The 15450-nt window shown below is 42.3% G+C and carries 19 protein-coding genes; 4 read left to right on the plus strand and 15 right to left on the minus strand.

The genetic code is table 11. The annotated features are described in order from the left end of the window. Positions 1 to 40: 40 nt before the first annotated feature. Genes BK582_RS19390 through BK582_RS19400 form a run of 3 tightly spaced genes read right to left on the minus strand, consistent with a single transcriptional unit; the run spans position 41 to position 2171 of the window. Positions 41 to 280: an acetyl-CoA carboxylase gene (locus tag BK582_RS19390; protein ID WP_078596621.1), complete on the minus strand. Its 240-nt coding sequence runs from the start codon at positions 278 to 280 to the stop codon at positions 41 to 43. A 30-nt stretch (positions 281 to 310) separates the two neighbouring features. Further along, complete coding sequence (locus BK582_RS19395) at positions 311 to 1291, minus strand: 5-oxoprolinase subunit C family protein (RefSeq protein WP_078596622.1); 981 nt, start codon at positions 1289 to 1291, stop codon at positions 311 to 313. Continuing rightward, positions 1284 to 2171 (minus strand): 5-oxoprolinase subunit B family protein, encoded by an 888-nt coding sequence (locus BK582_RS19400; RefSeq protein WP_078596623.1) that lies wholly within the window; start codon positions 2169 to 2171, stop codon positions 1284 to 1286. The genes BK582_RS19395 and BK582_RS19400 overlap by 8 nt, the downstream gene beginning before the upstream one ends. A 384-nt stretch (positions 2172 to 2555) precedes the next feature. On the opposite strand from BK582_RS19400, the gene BK582_RS19405 reads away from it, so the two are divergent. Continuing rightward, entirely contained in the window at positions 2556 to 2897 is a 342-nt protein-coding gene (locus BK582_RS19405; RefSeq protein WP_078596624.1) for a cupin domain-containing protein, read from the plus strand. 57 nt (positions 2898 to 2954) lie between these two features. On the opposite strand, the gene BK582_RS19410 is transcribed toward BK582_RS19405, so the two are convergent. The 3 genes from BK582_RS19410 to BK582_RS19420 form a co-directional block, all read right to left on the minus strand. Next, a complete protein-coding gene (locus BK582_RS19410) occupies positions 2955 to 3257 on the minus strand; it encodes a DUF3219 family protein (RefSeq protein WP_078598146.1) in 303 nt (100 codons plus the stop codon). 24 nt (positions 3258 to 3281) lie between these two features. Further along, positions 3282 to 4286 carry an LLM class flavin-dependent oxidoreductase gene (locus BK582_RS19415; RefSeq protein ID WP_078596625.1) on the minus strand — a complete coding sequence of 335 codons (1005 nt, stop codon included), beginning with the start codon at positions 4284 to 4286 and terminating at the stop codon, positions 3282 to 3284. 310 nt (positions 4287 to 4596) lie between these two features. Continuing rightward, a complete protein-coding gene (locus tag BK582_RS19420; RefSeq protein ID WP_078596626.1) occupies positions 4597 to 5415 on the minus strand; it encodes an N-formylglutamate amidohydrolase in 819 nt (272 codons plus the stop codon). A gap of 238 nt (positions 5416 to 5653) precedes the next feature. On the opposite strand from BK582_RS19420, the gene BK582_RS19425 reads away from it, so the two are divergent. Then, complete coding sequence (locus BK582_RS19425) at positions 5654 to 5899, plus strand: YuzB family protein (RefSeq protein ID WP_078596627.1); 246 nt, start codon at positions 5654 to 5656, stop codon at positions 5897 to 5899. A gap of 26 nt (positions 5900 to 5925) precedes the next feature. On the opposite strand, the gene BK582_RS19430 is transcribed toward BK582_RS19425, so the two are convergent. Together BK582_RS19430 and BK582_RS19435 are read right to left on the minus strand one after the other, a co-directional pair. Next, positions 5926 to 6597: a general stress protein gene (locus BK582_RS19430; RefSeq protein ID WP_078596628.1), complete on the minus strand. Its 672-nt coding sequence runs from the start codon at positions 6595 to 6597 to the stop codon at positions 5926 to 5928. Between the two features lie 40 nt (positions 6598 to 6637). Beyond that, the gene (locus tag BK582_RS19435; protein ID WP_078596629.1) at positions 6638 to 7165 is read right to left on the minus strand and encodes a YflT domain-containing protein; all 528 of its coding nucleotides are present in this window, start codon (positions 7163 to 7165) and stop codon (positions 6638 to 6640) included. Positions 7166 to 7444: 279 nt separating this feature from the next. Between BK582_RS19435 and BK582_RS19440 the strand changes: the two genes are divergently transcribed. Further along, positions 7445 to 7705, plus strand: a complete 261-nt coding sequence (locus BK582_RS19440; RefSeq protein ID WP_078596630.1) for a hypothetical protein — start codon at positions 7445 to 7447, stop codon at positions 7703 to 7705. A gap of 63 nt (positions 7706 to 7768) precedes the next feature. Here BK582_RS19440 and BK582_RS19445 read toward each other — a convergent pair whose 3' ends face one another. Then, the gene (locus BK582_RS19445) at positions 7769 to 8443 is read right to left on the minus strand and encodes a uracil-DNA glycosylase (RefSeq protein ID WP_078596631.1); all 675 of its coding nucleotides are present in this window, start codon (positions 8441 to 8443) and stop codon (positions 7769 to 7771) included. A gap of 66 nt (positions 8444 to 8509) precedes the next feature. Continuing rightward, positions 8510 to 8944: an Rrf2 family transcriptional regulator gene (locus BK582_RS19450; RefSeq protein WP_078596632.1), complete on the minus strand. Its 435-nt coding sequence runs from the start codon at positions 8942 to 8944 to the stop codon at positions 8510 to 8512. 197 nt (positions 8945 to 9141) lie between these two features. On the opposite strand from BK582_RS19450, the gene hmpA reads away from it, so the two are divergent. After that, positions 9142 to 10374, plus strand: a complete 1233-nt coding sequence (gene hmpA, locus BK582_RS19455; RefSeq protein WP_078596633.1) for an NO-inducible flavohemoprotein — start codon at positions 9142 to 9144, stop codon at positions 10372 to 10374. Positions 10375 to 10413: 39 nt separating this feature from the next. Here the strand turns inward: hmpA and BK582_RS19460 are convergent, their stop codons facing one another. From BK582_RS19460 to BK582_RS19475, 5 genes are all read right to left on the minus strand, one after another. After that, positions 10414 to 11823: an LVIVD repeat-containing protein gene (locus BK582_RS19460; RefSeq protein ID WP_236939218.1), complete on the minus strand. Its 1410-nt coding sequence runs from the start codon at positions 11821 to 11823 to the stop codon at positions 10414 to 10416. A 306-nt stretch (positions 11824 to 12129) separates the two neighbouring features. Continuing rightward, complete coding sequence (locus tag BK582_RS19465) at positions 12130 to 13209, minus strand: SDR family oxidoreductase (protein WP_078596634.1); 1080 nt, start codon at positions 13207 to 13209, stop codon at positions 12130 to 12132. A gap of 59 nt (positions 13210 to 13268) precedes the next feature. Beyond that, positions 13269 to 13418, minus strand: a complete 150-nt coding sequence (locus tag BK582_RS27225) for a hypothetical protein (protein ID WP_169911147.1) — start codon at positions 13416 to 13418, stop codon at positions 13269 to 13271. 187 nt (positions 13419 to 13605) lie between these two features. Further along, entirely contained in the window at positions 13606 to 14808 is a 1203-nt protein-coding gene (locus BK582_RS19470; protein WP_078596635.1) for a hypothetical protein, read from the minus strand. Next, entirely contained in the window at positions 14808 to 15374 is a 567-nt protein-coding gene (locus BK582_RS19475) for an RNA polymerase sigma factor (RefSeq protein WP_244895433.1), read from the minus strand. The genes BK582_RS19470 and BK582_RS19475 overlap by 1 nt, the downstream gene beginning before the upstream one ends. Positions 15375 to 15450: the final 76 nt, after the last annotated feature.

Consider the following 15450-nt stretch of genomic DNA (forward strand, 5'->3'; position numbering starts at 1 on the left):
ACCCTACCTTGTTTATTCTGTCTGTCACTGGATGCAAATGTTACTTAAGTTTTGCAACTTCCTGGCCGGCATCGATTACCGTTTCATTTTCCACAAGAAAAGATTCTACCGTACCACTTTCCTGCGCTTTTATTTCATGGAAGTTTTTCATTACTTCAACGAGGCCGATAACGTCTCCCGCTTCTACTTGCTGGCCTTCTTCCACGTAATTTCCTTCCTCCGGGCTTGGCTTTCTGTAAAAAACTCCTGGTAATGGGGAAATAATTGCTTTGTCTGACATGATAAATTCCTCCTGTTGGTATTAATTAGATTATTTTTGTCCAGTTGTCAGTTCTCTGATTTTGTCCAGCTTTCTCCGGACTTCTTTCCTCGCTTCAAGGGCTTCATCAAGGTCAACAGCCTTGAATTTAACAGTTTCATTCGTTTTAATTTGCGCCATATGGCTCAGGTCTGTGCTGATAACCGTTGCGATAGTCGCATAGCCTCCGCCTGTTACCGCATCGTTCAGGAGAGCAATTGGTTCAATGCCATCTGGTACCTGAATAGAACCGATAGGGTAACCAAGGTCAGTAACATTGGAAGGATTGCTTCCAGCACCAAACGGCTGCTCTCTTTCCACGAAGTTCAGCCTTTCTCCTTTGAAGCGGTATCCTACTCTGTTTGCTTCTGGTGTTACTTTCCATTCCAAATCTAAGAATCTCTGTTTACTCTCTTCTGTCAGCCTGTAGCTGCAAAGGCCGATTATTACTCTTATCTCATGTGATTTTTTATAAGCCGGGATGAATTCATCCGGGATAGCTGTTCCTTCTTTTACAGAAGTCTCCTGCATTTCCCCGATCTTTAGTTCATCTCCCGCTTTCAGTGCTCTACCTTCAAATCCGCCTATCTGGCATAGCGTATAAGTGGATCTGGAACCCTGAAGTACTGGGACATCAATTCCGCCGGCTATTGCGAGGTAGACTCTCGCTCCGCTTTTAACAAAGTCAAAGGAAAGTATATCTCCTTTTTTGATTGTTAACGTGGTCCACATCGGTACAGGTTCATCGTTAATTTTCGGCGGAATTTCTCCGCCTGTAATTGCGATTACCGCATCTTCTTCAAACTGAAGCTTCGGACCCATATATGTTATTTCCAATGAAGAGGCATTCTCTTCATTACCAACAAGCAAATTTCCTGCTAAGTACGAGTAACGGTCCATTGCCCCTGATGGAGGCATTCCTATTTCATAATAACCTTCCCTTCCTTTATCCTGCACAGTTGTTTCAATGCCTGGCTCCAGAACTTTAATCATTGTACAACCTCCTCATTACCATTTCGGAGAATTTCTTAGGGTCTTCAATGACTTCATCCGCCTTAAAAGAAATGTCACAAGTTTTATATTGAAACGTTCCTGCTTCCACTTCTTCCCGGATGGAATCATATTCTTCCCGCGTAATTGCCCGGTATCTGAACAGGTCTGTCTGTTTTGGAAAAACGATGGATTCTTTAAAGTCCGGCAGACGAGTATCCTGGCTGAAAACCGGAGCAGGCGCAATACCAAACATTTGGTATCCCCCTGCACCCTGTACAGGGTAAATAACTGAGAATGCCCCTCCGAAACCAAAGGTTCTTTCCGGGGTGAAGGTTCTTGGACGAACATACTTTGGCACCTCAATCTGCTGTTCACGGGGCACTACCTGGAAACAGAAAGGCAGTCCAGGAACAAAACCTACCATGGAAACAATAAATGGCGAATCAGTGATTGCTTTTATAAAATCTTCTTTTGTATCATAGCCATTAATTCTCGCAGCATATTCCAGGTCAGTTGATTCAGGATCCTGGTGCCTATCTCTGAATCTCATTACTGCTTCATGCGTCCAGGGGTCTTCGAAGAGTACTGGGACGTCAACCGCCCGGGACTCAATTTGAATATCGCTTAAGTCTTCAATGGAATTATCAATTGCTTTTAATTCCTCGATCATTCTGTGTGGGTGGATTACTTCAGGATCAATTCTGACCATATATGAAGCGTTGGACGGGCATATATCCACCACACCTTCTATATTTTTTTCTCTCAGTTTCTGTGTTATAGCGATTCCGCGAAAGTTTGCTTCAAGGCTCATCTCCTGGGCAAGCTCAACAAAGATGAATTCGTCTCCTCCAAGGTCGTATCTGGGCTTCAGCTCTTTCATATTTATCACCCCTGAATAAAATTTAATAAATAAAACAGTTCTTGCTCTGCATCCTGATTAGCAACAGGTATCACGTCCTTTCCATAAAACTGGACACGTATGTACATTCAGACACGTCAGTATATTCAGACACGCCTGATATATTTTAATATTATGCAAGTTCTGTGCCAACACAGTAAATGCTGTTTTTTCAGCCTAGTAGTAAGCACTTATGTTTTTAACAGTGTATTGATTTAATGCACTAAAGACTTGTGTAAGTCTTTTTGTACTTATTTTCTTAGTAATAATTGAAACTTATTATGCCTGTGGTGACCTCAGTCACCGCCGCTTTTGTTTAAACAGTTTAAACTAATGATAAAGACAGATATAAGGAGGGACTAAAAAATGAAAAAACAGAATTTAAAAGAGTTTACTCAGTTCAGTGAGGATAAATTTACTAAGAGGATCATCTACCGTGAGGGTGCAAGCACTGCTTTTATTCTTAACTTCGCGCCTGGACAGAAGCTTCCTTCTCATAAGCACCCTGGATCAGACCTGTACTTAATGGTTCTAAGCGGTTACGGAGAATTTACAGTAGATGGTAAAAAGCTTGAAGTGGCCGCAGAGGACGTTCTTTATGCCGGCGGTGAAGAAGAAATGTCTTTTGAAAATACAGGAGACGAAAACGTCAGCCTGTATGTCCAGCTGATTAACATTCCAGATGAAAGATACGCAAAAGAAATTTAAACCCGTCCCCAATAAAAAAGCACAGGCCGCCCTCTTCAAGGGGTCCTGTGCTTTTAATTATTGTTCTTCAATCAGACTTAAGTGAAAACTTCCCACGTTTCCTTTTTCGTATAAGTTCGTTACAGAGGTAGAGTAATTAGCTATCTTCCCTTTAAAAGAAAGTCCTTTATCAGGAACTTCCACATCGAAGACCCCCTTATACAGCAACGTGGTGATCTCGTGATAATCTTCGTGGCTTACTTTAAAATCCAGCGTGACTTGTAACAGTCCGTTGTCAGTCTTTGTCTGCTTATAATTTTCTGTCTCAATTGTTCTGTTACTAAGAATAATTTTATTTCCCAGGAGAATCAGCTCCTTCATCACCAGCAATAGATATCTGCCTGTTTATTTACCATCCACTACTTCTTTAAAGATTTCATAGGACCGTTTTTGCTTATCTTCACCGTAAATATAAGAAACGGCCATTATTTCATCTACATTATATTTTTCCTGGAAGCGGGTAAGCTGTTCCCTTACTGAATCTTTGCTTCCAAGAAGGGTAACACTGGACATCGACAGAGCAGCTTCTTTTTCATGAGGGTTCCAAAGCTCGTCCATATCATCCACAGGAGGACTCAGCGGCTGCTGTGTTCCTCTGACTACGTTGAGGAAAAATTGCTGCATTGTAGTCTCTTCCCTTGCTGCTTCTTCATCTGTTTCCGCAGCAATAACGTTCAGGCAGACCATCATGTAAGGTTTATCAAGATACTCAGATGGCTGGAATCGGCTTCGGTAAATGGCGATCGCCTCTTCCATATATCTTGGCGCAAAGTGGGACGCAAATACATAAGGCAGTCCTAATTTTGCTGCAAGGTATGCTGAATCAGTGGACGATCCAAGAATATAAACCGGAATATTAGTTCCTAGTCCTGGGTGAGCCTTCACATAGTCCTGCACATCCGCAGGGCCGAAATATTTCAGCAGCTCCTGTACGTCGTCAGGGAAAGCGTAGACCGAATCATTTTTAGATGTTCGTCTCAGTGCGCTCGCTGTCAGCATATCTGTGCCAGGCGCACGTCCAAGACCTAAATCCAGCCGGTCAGGATAAATTGTAGCCATTGTGCCGAACTGCTCCGCAACAACAAGTGGAGCGTGGTTCGGCAGCATGATGCCCCCGGAGCCGACCCGGATCGAATCAGTATGTTCCAGTGTATGTTTAATTAATATGGAAGTAGCTGAACTAACAAGCGTTGGTGTGTTATGGTGTTCAGCAATCCAGTAACGTGTGTAACCCATCTTCTCTGCATCCTGAGCCAGTCGGACCATTGAATCTACTGCACCTTTTGCATCCTGGCCTTTCCGGACAGGCGCAAGATTCAGGACGGAAACAGGAATTTGTATATTAGCCATCGTTAATTATCCTTTCTTAATTGAAATCTTGTATTATGATAACAGCATTTTCAATGAAACGCCGATTTTGTGCTCAGAGAGGATCTTTTTTAATAACTTCAATAAAAATAGGGTGAAATAGTATGTTGCTATTAAGATATTAATGGGTTAATTCATGAGTCCTTCCCGTCAACTTGCGAAATTGCAGATTCTTCTTGCGAAAACGGCCTTCCTGCTTGCGATATTGAAGGTCCTTCTTGCGAAATCCGCCTTCCTACTTGCGAAAACGAAGGTTCTTCTTGCGAAATCGCCCTTCTTATTGATGAGCCCGTTAATCTTCTTCCACTTCCACATTTTCCACAAATATAAGGAGCGATTTCACAAGTTGATAAAAGCCTTCCAGGTCCTCTGTCGGATCCCGTAAATTCCGGTTAATTTCCAGCTGTAATGCTTCTGTATTAAAATTCTCATAAGTATAATTAGTTACCGTCCCTTCATGCGTCGCAGCGAATGTGTGGTTTTCATACACTGAATGAATTCCGTTATCGGCCAGTGCAGATTTAAGAAGAACCACCCATTCATCCCTTACTGTCATTCCACCGCCAGTGCCTATATCAACGTCAAAATTCCGGTCCCGTACTGCCCCATGGAGGTCGATTACTAAATCAATTTCAAGTTTCCCAATTATCTCCCCAATCGTCTCTTTATAGCTTCCTCCGTATACATAATTTCCATCCTCGCCCTGCTGCGTGGAAAAAATTATATGAACGTTTGCATAATCTTGAAGAAGGTGAGCAATTGCACCAGTATACACATCTGCCGGGAGAACCTCTCCTTCTCTGACATAAGCTGTGGAATGAGACGCGGATACAAGTACATTTACCTCCCCTTCCTTATATTCTTCCTGTCTGTCAGAATCTATATCTCCATGATAGGAATTCTGGGAAAATTGCCGTTCATATTCAAATAATCTGCTCCTGAACTCACCACTCTCATAATCATTTTGCAATTTTTCCAACCCGGCTGGCATGTTCAAGTTTTCGATCATCACTTCCTGGGAAGGCTCATTGCCGCAGCCGCCCAGTAAAAATATAATTGCTAAAAGTATAATATATTTAATTTCTGTCCACTCCTGTACATTAATTGTCAATATAATTTGTCCCGAGTATAGAGCCTGTAGGAAGGTTATCGTGCAATATTAAAACACACATATTAAATGTACAAACAATATCGCTCCACGCTCCTCAAATTAAGGGAGTAAAGCCCCCTTTTCTCAAAAATCCTTCTTACCAGAGGATAAAATAACGGATTAAGTAACACCCTTATTATGAACTGCTATTCCAGGAACACTAACTAAAAATGGATTTTATCAGGAAAGAGTGATTTACATGGGGTTCATAATAATAGAAGTCTGTGACTATAATCTGCTCTCAGCGGAAGAGCTTGAAGAAGTATTCAGCGAATATCCAGAAGTAGCAGTAATGCCCTATGAATGCCTCAACCTGTGTGGTCTTTGCCGTATACGCCCATATGCTCTTATTAATGGAGAACGAATTTTTGCAAAAACGAGGGAAGAATGCATAGAAAAAATCACAGCTAAAGTACGAGAACTGCTTGAAGAATACCAATTTTAAAAGCCAGGGCCTCAGCCCTGACTTTCTCAAATTTTGCGGTTATCATCTTTATAAAAAAACGGATTGGAGATATCTTCGTCTTTCCTCCGCTGATCGCCTTTGTCCTCACTTCTTGATCCCTCTTCCCGTTTCCGTTCCTCATTCTCTTTATTGTCATCCCGTTCTGCAGCTACCTGGTCCCTTTCCGGCTCCAGGGAACCTCCTATAGGGTTAGACTCTTTCGAGTGAGGTGGCTGGCTCCCGACTGTTGTGGAAGCTGACCCTTTCGACAAATCTTCATCAGTCAGAGCTGCGGCGGATTTACCTTCTGTAATGTTCCCTTCTCCAGTTGCATTTCCTTCTTCAGGTACAAGTACAACAATTTTTCCGCTTTCTGCTGCTTGTCCATATTCTTTCGCTGCAGAGTCCGTTAACCCGAGATTTTTGAGACGGTCTTCATACCCTTTGGAGTTATTGCTGTTGCTTTCATTATCTTTAAAGAAATCTTTCACCTTTTTCCAAAAAGACCCTTCCCCTGTATCCGTATCACGTGTTGTACCTTCTTCTACCGTCGCTTCCTGTCTCAGCCATGCATTTTCTCTATGGTCACTCGTTACAAGATATATTTCATTCGGCTGATAGCCTCTGCTTCTGAGCTTTTCAACTTCTTCTCTAACTTCCTGCTCTGAAGAAAAAACACCAGTTACACTATATGCCATTGAAGAAAACCTCCCTTTTGTCTGCTATTACCTGATTTTTTTAAAACAGATGCTTCTTGTCCTCATTTTTAGGCGCCTTTTCACCTTTTACTAGTTCATCTTCCGGTTTGACTTCTCCGCCTACAATAGAAGTCCTTTCCGCTAAAGACTCTTTGGAGTTTTCTTTTTTTGCAGCGTCTCGTTTTACCGTATCAGCAAGGACGACCACTTTTCCGTTTAATACATCACGTTCGTATTCTCTTGCTTCTGATACCGATAATCCAAAATCTTTAAACTGGCCTGCAAAATCTTTCGTTTCATTATCTTTATCTTTGTTATTATCCGGCGTAAAAGCGGATTTTACTTTATCCCAAAAAGACTCTTCCTCTTCGTTATCCCTATTATCTCCTGGATGCTGAACCGTGTTTTCTTCGCTTACTCCGCTCTGGTTTCTAAGCCATGCCTTGTCCTCCGTATCTTTCGCAACAAGAGCGATTTCTTCGGGAGCATAGCCTTCCACTCGGAGACTATTAACTGCCTGCCTGATATCCTGCTGTGATTCATATACTCCAATAACTTTTTTAGCCATGTTTATACCTCCTCAGATCTCTTTACAGAAGTCATATTCCCTGTATTTCAATTTTTTAAAATAATCTTGCCTGAAAAAAGCTAAATACTGGTTAATGGTATTTAACTTGTTAGGTCTAGAATGGAAAACACATGAAAAAATAATAAGCTAAATGATACAATTTATTTTTATTAAGAAGGAGTTTTTACCTATATTTGTTTCCATCTTCAAGTCTTATAATTTAGAGTAAACAGACAACTGGTGAAAAAAGTATGAAAGGTGTTTAAAGGAGAAGGATCAATGGTCTTAAAAATTATTATCCTCATAATGGGCCTGGCGTTTTTAGGTGGTGGGTTTGTCTATAGTCGGGAAGACCATGAGAAGTACACTGCTGATGGTTTTAGCTCTGCAGGGGGCTCGGGGGGAGCTGACAGCCTCATCGTGTTAGTGTTTTTTCTGATCATCGGCTTCTTCGTCAGTATCACCCACTATTATGTGATGAAGAGTATTATTTTAACAGCTGGGGTGTGTTTACTTATTGCTTCAGTGTGGTTTCTCTGATAGCGTAGCTGTTTGCACTGTGAAAAAGACCTGAATGCTAAGCATCCAGGTCTTCCTCTTCATCTATTTATCTATTACATGCTTCACTTTTTCAAAAACATCATCAAGCATTTCCGGCGTAATCCGCCTCGTATTTATATTATACTGAGAAGTATGATAGGAGCCCATCAGTACCGGGAATCCTGCACCAAATTCAAATTTTACCCCGTGGCCGAATTTAGCCGCCGATACATCCGCGCCCATTTTCCGCAACACTCTCTTCGTCCTCTCGAAAGCCTGTCCCCCAAAAGCAAGGATCACTTCCAGGTTTTCCATTGCTTGAATCTCTTTTTCCAGGAAGCCGCTGCAGGCGGAAAACTCCGAAGCATCAGGCTTGTTTTTCGGAGGAGCGCATTTAACAACATTCGTAATAAAAACATCGTTCAGCTCGAGTGAATCGTCTTTTGAAAAGGAGCGTTCCTGGTTTGAAAAACCGTGCCGGTATAGCGCAGCAAATAAATACTGACCGGAGGTGTCACCTGTAAATACCCGGCCGGTCCTGTTTCCGCCATGTGCTGCTGGGGCGAGCCCGGTAATAAGAACCCTTGCCTCTGGGTCGCCGAAGCCTGGTAATGGCAGAGACCAGTACGAATCGTCTTTATATTCTTTTTTTGTCCCTTCCTGTGATATACACCAATCTCTCAGTCTCGTGCATTTTTCACAGGATATGATTTCTTCGTACAGCTGTTCCAGCCCCATCTCCTCTTCCTCCTTTCCGTCTACTAGTCCGCTCTCTTTGGTTACGGTCCCTTTTTAGTAAAATAATCAGTTATCAATCAGCCCGTAAAGCACATCTTTGTTTACAAGCACATCCCTCAGCGTATATGAATCGAGCACCTTTAAATACGCATTGAGCGCCTCGTTCAAAATTCCCTTCAGCCTGCATGCTGAGCTAATCCGGCACGCGTTTTTTTCCGCGTCGAAACATTCCACAAGGTTGATCGGGTTCTCAGTATGCCGGACAACTTTTCCGATAATAATGTCGGCCGGATCTTTTGCGAGAGTAATGCCCCCGTTCCTCCCTCTGACTGTTTCAATGAGACCGAGTTTTCCCATCTCATACACCACTTTGCCAAGGTGGTTGCTGGAAATGTTATAAAACTCGGCGATTTCCTTTATATTGGAACGGCTGCCTTCAGGTTTTGCACCTAAATACATGAGCACCCGTAATGTATAGTCCGTATATATCGTTAACTGCATTAGCCTCACCCTGTTTTAATTTACTGTTACGTCTACTATAACACAGAAAATGAAGTGATTGATTTCACAGCAAATGTGACAATATTTCAAACATGTATCTGAAATACTGGTTTTAGCAATATAAACCTCTATAATTAAAGATGTATTCAAAATACATGTTATTCACAGTAAAAATATTATTAAAGGGGAGATTTTGAGTGACTACTGCTACAAAAGTTTTAGACCAAAAAACAATTGATATTGTTAAATCGACAGCTCCTGTACTAGCGGAACATGGGGAAGCAATTACAACGAGATTTTATGAGATGATGTTTGAAAACCATCCGGAACTGTTAAACGTCTTCAATCACGCGAACCAAAAACAGGGGAAACAGCCGAGGGCTCTTGCGAATACTGTATACGCAGCTGCACAATACATTGATAACCTGGAAGTCATTCTGCCAGTTGTTAAACAAATCGCCCACAAACATAGAAGCCTGCAAATTAAAGCAGAGCAATATCCTATCGTAGGAAAATACTTATTGCTCGGAATTAAGGATGTTCTCGGAGAAGCAGCAACCGATGAGATTATAGAATCCTGGGGGAAAGCATATGGGGTAATTGCCGATGTATTCATTCAGGTTGAAAAAGAAATGTATGAAGAAACAGCAGCCAAAACAGGCGGCTGGAACGGGTTCAGAAATTTCACCGTGGAAAAGAAAGTGCCGGAAAGTGATGTGATTACTTCCTTCTATTTAAAAGCAAAAGACGGAGAGCCAATCGCTGATTTCCTTCCTGGCCAGTATATTAGTGTCAGACTGAGAATCTCCGGGGAAAAATACACTCATGTCCGCCAGTACAGCTTATCCGATGCACCTGGAAAAGGTTATTACCGAATCAGTGTTAAAAAAGAAACTTCCGATGAAGTAGCAGATGGCGTAGCTTCCAATTACCTTCACGACCACCTAAACGAAGGAGATACAATTGAAGTTACAGCTCCTGCAGGCGACTTCTTCTTAAATACGGAAAGCACAGAACCGGTTGTACTAATCAGCGGCGGAGTCGGCCTTACTCCTATGATCAGCATGCTGAATACGGTTACTGAAAAACAGCCTGAACGGAAAGTAACTTTCATTCATGCAGCTATCAACAGCAAGACACATGCCTTGCACGAGCATGTGAAGGAACTCGCTGATAACAATGAAAACGTAAACTATTATGTTTGTTATGAAAAACCAACGGACAAAGACAGTAATGAAAAGAGATTTGATAAAGAAGGCTATGTGGACCAGGAATGGCTGCAGTCGGTAGTTGAAAGCAATAAAGGTGAATTTTATTTCTGCGGCCCGGTTCCGTTCATGAGAGCTATAAAGAAAGCATTATCAGACTGGGGAGTTCCGGAAGAAAAAAGCCACTTTGAATTTTTCGGCCCGGCAGATCAGCTTGATTAATAAACTGTACAAAAAAGAGGCCGCCCTGGCCTCTTTTTATTAACGTATATTACTGCCCTGGCCTCCATTTGCTCTGTCAGGTACGCGCTGCAGCACCTTCAGTCCGCTTCCCATATCGGAACCTAAAATATAATTACGGTCCACATAAACACCCCATATATTCGCCTGGTCAGGAACATAAGAAGCTACCTCAACAGGGTTAGCAGCATCAGAAATATCTACTACTCTGATACCGTCAGCATAGTGTGACAGATACAGAGTATTGCCACGAACTTTCGGATCGTGCACTGTAAATGTACCAGGTTCTCTTTCACCGGCTACAATCTGTTCAACTGAGTTGGTTGTCCGGAAATCGCTTATTAATACTGGATTTGATTTGTCTTTAATATCGTAGATTCTTGTATATCCCCATCCTCGCTCATATTCAGGATCGGCTGGATCCGGATTAAATACCTCTCTCGTTTCAATTAAAATATTACCGCCTTTTGCAAGTGCAGCGGAGTGCGCAGCCCCCTGTACGTCGGCTTCAAAGGATGTACTCCCTAATACTTGAGGATTTTCCGGATTGGAAATATCAAAGATCACTGTACCTGCGTCCCAGTACGAGACATACGCATATTTACCAGTTGGATCTGTTATTACACTGTGGGCAAAGGCAATTCTGTCTTTGCCGTATTCATCGGTAAAGTTATATCCGTCATAACCTTCGATATGCTCTCTTCCATCCCAGTTATAAATAGTTTCCGGGTTTGCCGGATCGGAAACATCGATTATCGAGAAGTCTCCTTGTTCGCCACCTGTATAGAAATCGGCATAAATGTCAGCTGTAAGTACAAGAGCACGGTTGCCTTGAGTCGTTAAGTATAATTCATGTGTGCCAGTTAAAACTTCCTCAGGAGTTTCCCAGAAGGAAAGGAATTCAGGATTTGCAGGATCAGTTACATCATAAAGCACTGTACCTCCATTAGAAGCTGCATCCCTGTCACACCTTTGAACACTTACTGCAGCTAAGTCACCAGAAAAATGAGGTGTGTTAACCCGCTTAACGATCACTTTTTCCTGCCAGGTTCCTGGAATGTCATCAGCGAATACAGCTATCTCCTCAGGATTCCTAGGGTCCTGCATGTCAAACACTCTGACACCTTCATTGGAGCAAGCTCCACGGTGAGTTCCAAGATAGGCATAGCCCTGGTGTGCGTATACATCTGCTGTAGTTACTCCTACACCTTTACGTTCTTCAAGGGGAACTGCTGCCACCTCTGATAAATTTGAAAACGTCCGTGAGGTTTCAATTTCAGGCACCCCTCCAAATGTTGCTTCTCCTGCTTCAACTGTAGTAAATTTACTCGAGTCTACATGTAGTCCGCATGCTATAGCCACTGGGGTTGATACCATTAAAAAAGCTGTTAAGCTTAAAAACATTGTTTTCATCTTTTTAATTTTCAGCATCCATGCAACAGCTCCTTATTATTTATTCAGAAGCAAGGCAACTGCCAATTTCTCACCTCCTTATCCAAAATAAAAGAATGCCTTCCTTCTGTAACCAAAAGCATTAGTCTTATTTTAGAATATTTTGAATTACCAGTCATTTAATGATACATAAATCATTGCAAACCACAAGAAAAGTAATAGTATTACTTAACTTATTAGCAAATTGTTGGGAAATAGGTCTTAATCTGTCTGTCACAGAAAGGCAGGCAATAAAAAACGCATGATTTACGGAGTAAACCATGCGTCCTCTCACATACTGAGGAATCATCTGTATTTTACAATAGTAGTTTTAGATCTTTTATTAGCAAGCCTCCATAATAAAACACCTGCTCCTGCAGCAGCCAGCATTGTAATCCATGGGTGTTTCACAGCCTTTACATAATAGCTTCTTCCCCTTACCCAGCCTACGTTTGTTCCACGCTCATGTAACCCGTAGCCTGCCACATAGAGTGCGTTGTCCTCCTTCGGCTTCGATGGCCTTTTTGCATGCTGTGTACGGGTCATCACCAGAGAATTGACAACATCTCCTGCTCTAGGAGAGATTGTTCCGATTAAATCGCCCAACCTTGCCTGAGCTCCCACGTACATATCGCTCTTCCGGTTTTCCGCTGAAAATAATATTGCCTCAGCTACAGCTTCCGGAGGATAGATCATCTCCCCATGGGCAGGCTGCTGTTTCAGATAGCTTACTGCATGCTCATTTAGTGGGGTATCCACTCTTCCTGCATGAATTAAAGTGACAGAAACAGGCGATTTTTCTGCTTCCAGCTCTCTTCTGATACTCTCCGTCCAGCCATGGAGGGCGTGTTTTGAGGAAGAATATGCCGGCTGTAAAACTACGCCAACATCACCATATGCACTGCCAACGTTAATTACAGCCCCTGCCTCTCCTCTTTCTTTAAAATGCCTGACCGCCACCCTTGTTCCATATACAGCGCTCCAGAAATTGGTTTCGAACAAATTACGCATATCTCTTATTGTAACCTCTGCCCCTTTTCCGAATATAGCTACACCAGCATTATTCACCCACGTGTCAAAACGTCCAAAATGTACAAGGGCTGTTTTAGCAACGTAAGCTACTTCTTCTTCACGGCTCACGTCAGCTTTTACCCAGACTGCTCTGCAGCCTTCTTTTTCCCTCAGCTCGTCCGTTAATTCCCGCAAAGCTTCTTCATTTCTTGCGGCCAGGACTAGTCTGGCTCCCTTTTTAGCAGCTATTCTTGCTGTAACAAGACCGATTCCGCTCGACGCGCCGGTAATGACCATCACCTGTTCACGGAGTTTTTTCAGCTTCATTTTTACTGCTTTGTTGTTCTCATATGTTCCAATTTGGCTTTCTTTCATATTGGGTTTCCTCCTTTTAAAGGGGATAAAAGGTTACTAAATGAAAACCAAGAGGTAAGCTAAAGACTATGGTCTTCTCTATCTTTATTTTTCTGCCTCGACCATCTCCGGATTAACCTTATAAGACCGTAAATGGCTATTCCAAAAACCACTGCCCCAAGAGCAAGGGGAAAGATCATCCACCAGCCCATCAGTTCTGTATCTACCATACTTTTCCCCCTCTCTATTGTCCTTTATGTGTTTGTTTCCCTTACAACTGCAAAACAAAAAGCCTCTTTCATCCGAAAGAGGCGCTTTTTACAGTGCATATTAATATAAAATCGGTAAACTACTAATTTAGCTTAAACACTTTCTGCCACTATTAATGATACTTGAAACTCTTTTTCGCCCTCTTCCTTAAAGGGAAAGTTCCCCTACATTTTTTAAAGTAACTGAGTCACCGTTTCTCTTCTTCTCCGCTTCAATAATTCTCCCGGTATTAACTCGAACCAGACTCTGCAGGCTGCCTTTCAGTTGCTTCTCCTGAATAATAATCTCGCTCAGTACATCCACAGCAGCAACCTTCTCCTTTAACACATCCCCTTTTACATCCTTCTGAAGGGTCAGCTGCCCGTCGACGATAAAATTCACCGGTTTTTCCAGTGCAAGAAACTCCTCATTGGACCATGTTTCATCGTCTCTGATCAATACAAAGCTGTGCTCGTAAGGGAGAATTTCTGCTTCAATATTGGTAATCTCGTACATGATATCTTCCAGCGATTCATGGCAGACGATATAGGAGGAGGTCTGAATATTTGTAAATGTCTTGCTGATAAGCTCTCTTGTTACATCCGCTTCAAAAATAATCGGCCTCTTTGTAAAAACCTTTTTGCTCTTAAACCGGCGGACAGACCGGGAATTGATTCTCGTAAGTTTCGAAAAAACCTCGTACCCGGCTGGTGTAACTTCCACGACTCCGGTTATATCTGCCTTTTTTCTGTAAAACTCTGTTTCCTGTTCAGCATACAAATTCAAAACGCCGTTAACTTCCAGCTTGTTAAGCTTTTCATTAAATTTCTTCATGTCTAAATCCCTGGCGAGCTTGAGTACACCGTTCACAAGAAGATTCACATTCTCCTCCTGACCGTCGAGATACGTGTTTGTTAAGGTGAATTCTCCATTTTCAATTCGGGGAGGTGCCCCTTCATAAACGCTTACACTGATAGTCCCATCGGTAACAGTACTGCTGGCCGGCCCCGACAAGTGCGACGGTGCATACACTTTTCCAATCCCGGTAATCATTAATTTTTCTTTGGAAATTTGTTCAGGATCAATATTTTTATCAAAAATAACAACTCCGATAATAAACAGCTTCATAGTATCCTTAATGGAGGCGAGGTAACCTTTGTCAATTGTCAGTACCCCCTGGTGTAACTGGGCCCCTTCCGGTAATTCCTTGCTTTTTCCAATATTGCCGATGTTCAGCCTGGTTAAGAAATGAGCCGTTTCAGGCCGGTAAAGCACCACCCCTGCATTGCTGATTTCATCAATTCCCTGGATACTCTCTTCTGTTGCCTTTGTTAAATCTAAAACTCCAACATTTCCAATAATCTGGCCCATTATTTTTCCTCCTCTAATATTTTTCTTAATCTGCTTATAGCCTGGCGGAGCTTATATCTTACTGTAGAATCCGGCAGTCCGAGCTGAGTGCCGATCTCTTTGCTGGAAAGGCCAAGCCAGTATCGTTTAAAAACAATATCACTGAATTCATTAGGCAGCTGAGACAGCAGTTCTGTTATTTCAAGGTGGTCAGCTGCAATTACCCGTGCCGGCAATACGATATCATCCTCCCACTCTGTCAGCCGTTTTTCTTTTCTCCGCTCATCGATAAGCTGATTTTTCATCACCCGGTAAAACCATGCACGCTGCTTGTATTCCGGGAGGCTAAGTAGTTTTTCTTCCTGCCAGGCTTTAACTAAAGCAATTTGCACGAGATCGTTCGCCTCCTGTTCATGCCTTGAAACAGACCGGGCAAAACGGAACAGATCGTCTTTTAAGTTTTCATATAAGACTGTAACATTCATAAACTCACTCACTTCTTTTTTGGCTTTTAAAATCCCTTTCAAATGCCCGTGTCCCGGTTCTGTGTCTGGTTTTTGCTGCTCTTCATATAGATAACGTTTCAAATACGAAAAGTGTTGGAGAAAAATAAAAATTTTTTATTTAAGCAAAGAAACCATCTGCAGGAGCGTCCCACAGATG

It is taken from the genome of Evansella clarkii (genome assembly GCF_002019695.1).
Classification (GTDB): domain Bacteria; phylum Bacillota; class Bacilli; order Bacillales; family Salisediminibacteriaceae; genus Evansella; species Evansella clarkii.